The organism is Bifidobacterium sp. 2450 (genome assembly GCF_041900695.1).
In the GTDB taxonomy this organism is placed as follows: domain Bacteria; phylum Actinomycetota; class Actinomycetes; order Actinomycetales; family Bifidobacteriaceae; genus Bifidobacterium; species Bifidobacterium longum.
In genome coordinates, this window is the sequence record NZ_JBHEEA010000031.1 from 1 (window position 1) to 7,614 (window position 7,614).

General features: G+C 58.9%; 5 protein-coding genes and 1 pseudogene. 1 reads left to right on the forward strand and 5 read right to left on the reverse strand.

The annotated features are described in order from the left end of the window. Positions 1-114 precede the first annotated feature (114 nt). Positions 115-1,299, forward strand: a complete 1,185-nt coding sequence (locus ACEUKI_RS10645; RefSeq protein WP_131218582.1) for an IS256 family transposase — start codon at positions 115-117, stop codon at positions 1,297-1,299. A gap of 178 nt (positions 1,300-1,477) precedes the next feature. On the opposite strand, the gene ACEUKI_RS10650 is transcribed toward ACEUKI_RS10645, so the two are convergent. From ACEUKI_RS10650 to ACEUKI_RS10670, 5 genes and pseudogenes are all read right to left on the reverse strand, one after another. Beyond that, a complete protein-coding gene (locus ACEUKI_RS10650) occupies positions 1,478-3,415 on the reverse strand; it encodes a zinc ribbon domain-containing protein (RefSeq protein ID WP_374156881.1) in 1,938 nt (645 codons plus the stop codon). Positions 3,416-3,553: 138 nt separating this feature from the next. Beyond that, a pseudogene (locus tag ACEUKI_RS10655) lies at positions 3,554-3,622 on the reverse strand (zinc-ribbon domain-containing protein); the annotation flags it as partial. A 24-nt stretch (positions 3,623-3,646) separates the two neighbouring features. After that, positions 3,647-5,224: an FHA domain-containing protein gene (locus ACEUKI_RS10660; RefSeq protein ID WP_374156880.1), complete on the reverse strand. Its 1,578-nt coding sequence runs from the start codon at positions 5,222-5,224 to the stop codon at positions 3,647-3,649. Between the two features lie 232 nt (positions 5,225-5,456). Beyond that, positions 5,457-6,698, reverse strand: coding sequence for a hypothetical protein (locus ACEUKI_RS10665; protein WP_374156876.1), 1,242 nt, complete (start codon positions 6,696-6,698; stop codon positions 5,457-5,459). A 47-nt stretch (positions 6,699-6,745) separates the two neighbouring features. After that, positions 6,746-7,614, reverse strand: an 869-nt coding sequence (locus tag ACEUKI_RS10670) for a hypothetical protein (protein ID WP_115770849.1), incomplete at its 5' end; no start/stop codon positions are given.

Below are 7,614 nucleotides of genomic sequence, written 5' to 3' on the forward strand. Positions count from 1 at the left end.
GAGATTTTGCGCACTTTGGTTTGGGCTTGAGATAGGGGCATGGCCCGTGTCCTGTGTACGATTTTCAGTCGCCAGACATTAGAAAACCGCGATTGGAAACGAGGGCACGAAGCCATGTCACAGCAGATTCTACAGGTCGACCAGGCCATGTTGGAAACCACCCTGGACCGGATGGTCCGCAAAAGCGTCGAGGAGACCCTGAACGCGATGCTCGACGCCGAGGCCGACGAGATCACCGGCGCCGCGCGCTACGAGCGCAGCGGGGACCGCAAGGCGTACCGGGCCGGCCACTACGAGCGCGACCTGACCGTCAAGGCCGGCAAAATGAGCCTGAAAGTGCCGAAACTCAAGGGCGCGGTGTTCGAGTCGGCCGTGATCGAACGATACCGTCGGCGTGAGGAGAGCGTCGAGGAGGCCTTGATCGACATGTACCTGGCCGGCGTCTCCACCCGCCAGGTCGATGATGTCAGCCGGCTCCTGTGGGGCGACCGCATGCCCTCGCAGACCCTGAGCGACAAGCTCAAGCGCGTCTATGCGGATATCGACGCATGGCGGGGCAGGCCCCTCGAACAGGATTACCCGTACCTGTTCATGGACGGCGTGTGGCACAAAAGGTGCTGGGGCGGGTCCGTGGAGAACGTGAGCATCCTGGTGGCCATCGGCGTCGGCATGGACGGGCGGCGCGAGGTGCTTTCGGTGGCCGAGGGCATGAAGGAGGACGCGGAAAGCTGGCGCGAATTCATCAAAGGCATGCTCGCACGAGGCCTCAAGGGCGTGAGACTGGTGACGGGAGATCGGTGCGCGGGGCTGGTCGCCGCCGCGGGCGAGCTGCTGCCCGATGCCCGCTACCAGCGGTGCATGGTGCATTTCGAGCGCAACATACTCGCCAGGGTCAACCCCGGGAACCGCGACTGGGCGGCCGACGCACTGAAGGCCGTGTTCTCCATGGAATCACGCGACAAGGCGTTGGAGAAGGCCGAATCCGTCGCCCGGGACATGGAATCCAGGAAACTCAAGGAGGCCGCCAAATGCCTGCGCGAGGGCATCGGCGAGACCACGACCTACCTGCTCGACGACTACCCGCGCGAGCATAGGCGTCGGATCCGCACCAACAACATGATCGAACGGCTCAACCGCGAGATCAGGCGCAGGACCCGCGTGGTCGGCTCGTTCCCCGACGGACGCAGCGCGTTGATGCTCGTCTGCGCGAGGGTCCGCTACGTGACATCCGACGAGTGGTCGACGCGCCGCTACCTCGACATGTCAAGGCTCGGTGAGACCGTACCAGCAGCGAACTGATCACCGCCACAGGGACGGGCGAAGACCAAAGTGCGCAAGAGTTCGGGCACTACCTGTGAGAACAACTTGTACCCGTACGGTACCTGCGGTTTATTGTTGCCGTTAGCGGGCGGTCAGTGACGGTTGCTCGGCTATGCCCATACCGGGCTGGGCGGTCACTGACCGCTGAACGCAGTAGTTACTTGTTCGAGTCTGACTTGTTATCGCTGGATGAGCTCGACGAACTTGACGAGTCCGATGAGTCCGTAGAGTCCGACTCCGAGTCCGACGAATCCGAATCACTCTCGCTTTGCGACGAACTGTTGCTCAGATCCGGCGCGGGGTCGCCCGGGGCCTGACCGATGGTCACAATCATGTCTCCGCTGGATTCCGGACTCCACGCCATCCATTCCATAACGGAATGGTCGCATACCATGGAATCATCGTTCAACGGCAATTGCGTGTACTTGCCCACGGACTTGCCTTGCGCATCAACGATGATCTGCTCATCCGTGGTCTTCACGTATATGGTCTTGGTCAGATAGTTGATGTCCTTGAAACTGCCGTCGGTCAGCAACAGACGACCCCACTGCGGCCCATCCAACACTTCCGTGGGCTTCAGATCGGACGACAGCAGGAACACGCGTTTGCTTTCGTTGCCGTTACCATCCGTCTGCACGTAGAGGGTGCCGTCGGAGAATTGGTCAACGGCTCTGACGTCTTCATCCTTGCTTAGTCCCAGCACGTCTTTCAACGATTGCTGTTTGCCGGTCGTGCTATCGATGACATGACTATAGTCATAGGTATTACCGGTCACATATATATTCTTGCCGAGATACCGCATTCGGCTCAAATCACAGCTTGAATAGTTTGGATTACAGTAGTTCAGCGGGAAACTGGTGATTTCCTTATTGTCTTCGACCGAATACAGGTGGTAGGAATTGTCCTTCACCAGATATGCGTCGTACAGACTCACGCCGCTCGCAGAAGCCTCGACCTGTTTCGTATACTGGTATCCGTCAGAATCAGCGGTGATTACGATTTTGTCCTGGAAGGTCTGCAATACCTTGGCAGCATCGCTGTCGTGAGTCACACCCATCACCTGCGTATGGTTGATGGTAGCCGACTGTTCACTCTTGTTGGCGGTGTATTTCTCATCACTATGCCAGGTCTTTTTGATGGCCACCATATTGCGGGATTCAGCAAGCAGCGAATATTCGTACCCCTGCTCATAATCGATGAGATTGTCTTCCTCGGTCCGCAAATCGATGCGGTCGGACAATTCGCCGGTTTCAAGATCGACTTCGTGAGCGAACAGATGCACGCTTTCCGGCGTGGTGTCCACCGCCTTGGTCTTCACCGCGTAGAACACGAATACGGCTGGATTATCGCCGTATGTGGCGGCGACTTGCGGCTCGGAGTACTCCTTCTCCCCCGATTCGAGCATGGATACGTGGATTTCCTTCGATTCGTCCAATGACGGCGTCCAAATGCCGAAGGCATACTCGCCGCTGCCGTCCAGGGAATCACTTGAGGATCTGGATGACGAATCCGAATCGACCGAGGAATCTCCATCCCAGCAGTGGATGACGTTCGAGACCATCGCGCCGCCAGTCCACTTCCAGTCACGTGCGGAGTTGCCGTCGCATGAGAAATCGGTCATCGTCACTTCGGTGACCGCCGGCTTGGCGGGCTCGGGTTTGGTTTTCTCCTTGGTCTTGACTTTCGCCTTGGGCTTCGACTTGGTGGCGGACGTGGTCGCAGACTTGGTTTCGGCCTTCTGCTGCGCATTGCGCCAGAAAATAAAGCCCGTAACGCCGCCGGCTACCAGCGCTATCACCACGATAATCGCTATGATAATCGGCAGTATTTTACGAGGCTTCTTGCCGTTGTTGCCGTCACCGTTCGAAGTATTGCCCTGAGTATTGCCGACGACATTGCCATTACTCTGTACCGGAGCTCCCACTGAAGGGACGGCACCGGCTGGCATGCCATTGTTCGGGGCCGGAGTTCCCGCCTGGGGAACGGCACCAGCAGAGCCAGCATACGTTCCGGGCGTCTGGCCGCTCGGAATCGGACTGCCAAGTGCCGGAATACCCGGGATCGAACCGTTCTGCGTCGAGCCGTTTGGCCTCACAATGCCGGGCTGTGGGATATTCGCCTGAGGAGTATTCGGCCGAGGTGCGCCCGGTTGCGGCATGTTTGGCTGCGGCACACTAGCACCCGGCTGCGGAATCCCGCGCGATGCCACTACCGTGGCATCCTCTGGCACCGGGGCTCCGCACCGCGTGCAGAACATCATATTGTCAGGAACTGCATTGCCGCATTGTGCACATCGTTTCATGGTTCTTCTCCCCCGCTATCAGCGTCATCGCTTCGGTTCTTCTCTGCCTTCTATTGTAGGAGAGATCACGAATGTGTCGTCGGCCAGCGTGAAATCGCCGCCAGATGCCACATATTCGCAACCGCCGCTTGCCAGTTCGCGGCCACCTACCGCGGTGCCGTTGGCCGAATGATTGTCGGTGATGCAAAAACGTCCGTCATCCAGCATGTCAATCACCGCATGGATACGGCTGACGTTGGTATTGCCGCCCATGTGAATGTCCGCGGTTTTCGATCGCCCGATGGTGGCTCGTGTGGCGTGCACTGTTATTGCTTTACCGTCGCGCAATCGTGTGACGGTAAAGCCTCTGGACTTGTCCGTGTAGAGGCGCAGCATCGTCTCGCCTTCGCTGTCGTTCTCGTCGGCGTGCAGCGCGCTGTTAACGGCACTGACGGGAATGATGGGGCGAGCGATACTGCTAGTGATGGGAACCCGAACGGCATCGATGTTGTTGACCGTATTCGCGCCGTGAGCGGCTGTTGCAGCGTTGGTCTCGCCCACGGCAGCAGTTGTCGCGCCACCCGCGACCGCGGCGGCAGTAGCGGTGACACCCGAGACCGCGTTAGTCAACACATCTGGTGTCGCTCCCCTATTATCAAGGGCGGGATTTTCGCTGATATATTGTTCGCGAACGGGGTTCTCGCGGGCAAGCTGCGCTTCCTGCTTGCGGGGCGGCATTGCAGGAGCCGGCTGTACGACGGGCGCGGCCAGTGTTACGGGAGTCGGCTGTGCCGGTGTTGTAGGAGCCGACTGTGCCGACGTTGCGGAAGCCGACTGTGCCGCGTGTGCTCCCCTCGTTGCGAGACCCACCGGTGCCGCGTGCGCTCCCCTCGTTGTGGAAGTCACCGTCGCTACGTGCGCTGACGGCGTGGCTGATGCCGACGTCGCCGCAGCAGTCACCGGCGCCGCAGACTGTTGCGGCGTCGTCTGAAGTTTAGGCTTGGAGCTCAATACTGTGGCGCCAAATCGCGTGGCACCGACCATGGTGCCATCAGATACCACGGTCGCCCCAAATTGCGTCTCCGAACCATTATCTTCATGAGTCGACTGCGCTGACTGCGCTTGACGCGGCTGAACAGTGCCGGGCAGCAAATACGCCATAAAATCATGCAGAGCATCTGCATTAACCAGTGAATTGCGCCCCAGGAACTCGGCGAGCGCACGCTGATAGCCTTGCACAACGGCATCCTCAAGCCGGGTCCGGCGTGCGTCGGCCAGCGTCTGCAGCAATGTGCTGACGGTATCGCGGTCAGGCTCCAATCCCAGAGCCGGCACCACCGCGAACAGCGGATACCCCTGTGCGGACATATACACGCTCTTGGGATCCCACTGCACATACGACAACGGCAGACGATGCCCTTCGCACTGCTCCATAACGGACAATACCGCCACAAGCATGCCCACATATTGGCCGCCAGGCACTACCGACCTCAGCACGCCATGCATGGCCTCGCAATGAGTCACGTCGTAATAGAAAAGGATTTCCGCACCGTTGCTCTCAAACCGGAACGGCAGCATACACCAATGGCCTTCAGCAAGCCATTGCGCCTGCCCAAAATCCAACGACTCGCCTCGCGTGGTATGTATGGTCAGCGTCTGAGCCCCCGTACGCCGATCCCTAACAGTCTTCGCTCTCATAGCACATAAGTCTAGCCCCGGCCACGCTCAACGTCTTCCGAAGACGCAAAACTCAGCGACACAGTAACGCAGCTCTGGCTAAGCAACTTTACCAATAAACTAACCGTTGTCTAAAGCACAATACGCTGTCTACTGCAAGACCTTCCGAAGCGAATGCTCACGACTCGGCTAGCTCGCGAACGTGCCGCGCATACGACTCCATATCGGCGTTCAACAAATCCACCGCCAACTTGCGGCTCCAGGAAGGATCAGGGATGCGCGCGAGCAGCATGGCCGCCATGCTCGAGCGCAGGTCACGCGAGGACTCCAGGTACCGCATACGTTGGTCGAGATCCGCATCGGGCCGCAGCCCGTCCGAATCCTGCAACGTGCGCGCGGCGATGATGGGCAACGCCAGTATGCCGTCATCACAAACGATGTCCCGGTATATGGCGAGCAGATTCAACGCAGCCTCGAGCCGGTCTCTATCCCTCTGCTCCAACGCGGTGGAGACCAACGGCTCCACGATTCCCGCTCCCGCCAAGGTCAGCAGCTTGTCCTGTACGAAATCCGGCTTGTGCCAGGGATTGCCATCATCAAGCTCGCCATCACCATCCGCATCGCCATCGGCATCAGCCTCGGCATGGTCGAGGAAATAGCGATACGCCTCGATGACGTGGTCCGCATCGAACAGGTACAGTACATCGGATTGCGGGAACGGACGGCCATCATCCGCGACGCCATTCTCATCCCCGTCATCGGGCGCGGCAGAACCCTCACTAGACGAAGGACGGAGACCGCCTTCCGCCTCATGCAGCTTCATCTCCATCGCGGCGGTCTCGCCACGCCGCATCGCCGCGGCTATGGCGCGATCGCGCAAATCCGATGCCACCAATTCGGTTTCGTTCGCGTTCAACGACACATTGGAGTACGGAAGAATGCAATTGAGCGCCTCATCGTACTGTTCAATGAGGAACAACCTCGCGATATACGCGCTGGAGGTATCCCCTTCGCCCCAGCCAAGAAGGACATGGGCCGCCAACCGGCATGCCGAAGTCAGGAAATCAAAAGTGGCGTCCAGATCCTCCACATCCGCATCGGCTATCTGCTGGCGAAGCTGCAACTCCTTGCCCCAAATCATGCGGAACAGCCAGCCGAACACATCCTCATCATCAATCATGGAGACTGAATCAGATATAAATCCCTCGCCCTGGGCAACCAAATCCTCATCACGGGTGCGAACTGCCAAAGCGATGATATCGGCGGGACTCGTCTGCCCGAACACATGATAGGACCGCTGCACCAAGGCATCATCGAAGCCATCCGGCAACGGAACCAGCGGATCCTGCCACATCCGGAAATCCGCAACCAGACACTTCAACTCCTCGACATACCGCCGCTCATCCAACCGAATGGACATCCCCACTCACCCTCCTTTGCACTACCATCCCAGCACACAACCAACCGTCACGCCATGGGCAGCGCCGTACACACGCCAATGACGAACAACGCCTCGGCAGTGAGCCAGAACGCGGCCGACCACTCACCACACGACTCACGACGATTATCCACACAAAAATACACGGCAGCCAAATCCAACGGGAACCACAGGAACCCGACGAACAACGCAACCAGCGGGGCAGCCACCAACGCGAAACCGCTCACATGACGGGTCAACGCGATGCCGATGGCCGCGACCAAGCCAACCACGCCGCCACCATACGATATATAGCGAGGAAGAATATTCGACCCACGATGCCGATCCTCCCGGTACAGGAACAGGGAACCCGACACCAGCAGTACACCGGCCACCAAGCCAATCACCCACCAACCACCCGACGCGGGCTGTGCCAAAGGCGCAGGCAGACGATCAGACGACCAATCCACGAAATCCCCCGGCTTCAACAAGCCCGTCGCCACATACCGGTCCCACAACCACCTACGACCAACCTCCTGACCCACAAACGAACCAACCGCAAGCATCGCCAAGGAACCGAACATCACGAAAGGCACGGTCAGACGAGGCCACAAACTGCCAATCGCGTAAACGATGAACGGAGACAACGCTATCGACGTAAACACAATGACGAACACCCCAACATTGGGGACGGCCATCAACGGCCACCAATCACCCGACCCATTCGCCTTCGCCACATCCATGAACACTACCTGCACCACCACGGACACCACAAAAACAAACAGGAACCACAAAGACTTCAACACCACGCCACGCATTCCGAACGCACGACGCCCCGGACGCGGACCATGCAGATGAGGAACCGTCAACGCCAACAAACCATGACTCTCATACTCCAGAGTCGGACCACCATTCGCCG

Excerpts from the sequence above, each read along its gene's own strand:
- ACEUKI_RS10645 (WP_131218582.1), top strand. The coding sequence starts at position 115 with ATGTCACAGCAGATTCTACAGGTCGACCAGGCCATGTTGGAAACCACC.
- ACEUKI_RS10665 (WP_374156876.1), bottom strand. The coding sequence starts at position 6,698 with ATGTCCATTCGGTTGGATGAGCGGCGGTATGTCGAGGAGTTGAAGTGT.